The 839-nt window shown below is 67.8% G+C and carries 1 pseudogene; it reads right to left on the bottom strand.

From position 1 onward, the window contains the following. Positions 1-839 (bottom strand): annotated as a pseudogene (locus HFK74_RS32775) (glycine dehydrogenase (aminomethyl-transferring)); the annotation flags it as partial.

Here is an 839-nt window from a genome sequence, read left to right as displayed (position 1 = left end):
GCGGCGAGGGCGGCGAAGTCCGGCAGGGCCTTGCCGTCGGCGAACAGGCTCCACAGGGTTTCCACGTCGGCCTGGGTGCTGGTTTCGTCGAGGGACAGGCCCAGACGCTCGGCATCCACCACGCGCAGGTTGATCTGCTGGGCGTGTGCCTTGTCATGCAGGGCGGCGGTTTGCGCGCCAGTGGCCAGGGTCAGGGTGTCGAAGAAGCTCGCTTGCTCGACGCTCAGGCCCAGGGCAGTCAGGCCCTTGGCCAGGATCGCGGTCAGCTGGTGCACGCGGTTGGCAATTTGCGTCAGGCCTTTCGGGCCGTGGTACACGGCGTACATGCTGGCGATGTTGGCCAGCAGCACTTGCGCGGTGCAGATGTTCGAGGTGGCCTTCTCGCGACGGATGTGCTGCTCGCGGGTCTGCATCGCCAGGCGCAGGGCCGGCTTGCCGAAACGGTCGACCGAAACACCGACCAGACGGCCCGGCATGTCACGCTTGAACGCATCCTTGGTGGAGAAGTACGCCGCGTGCGGGCCACCGAAGCCCAGCGGTACGCCAAAGCGTTGCGCGGAACCAATGGCGACGTCGGCGCCGAATTCGCCCGGCGCGGTCAGCAGGGTCAGGGCCAGCAGGTCGGCGGCCACGGCCACCAACGCGTTGGCGGCGTGGAAACGCTCGGTCAGCTCGCGGTAGTCGAAGACGTCACCGTTGCTCGCCGGGTATTGCAGCAGGGCGCCGAAGAACGGCGTCACGTCGCTCAGCTCGCGCTCGTCACCGACCACCACCTCGATGCCCAATGGCTCGGCACGGGTGCGCAGCACGTCGAGGGTCTGCGGGTGGCAATGCACGGA

Source organism: Pseudomonas sp. SbOxS1 (assembly GCF_013416725.1).
Classification (GTDB): Bacteria; Pseudomonadota; Gammaproteobacteria; order Pseudomonadales; family Pseudomonadaceae; genus Aquipseudomonas.
This window is presented reverse-complemented; position numbering and strand designations above follow the sequence as displayed.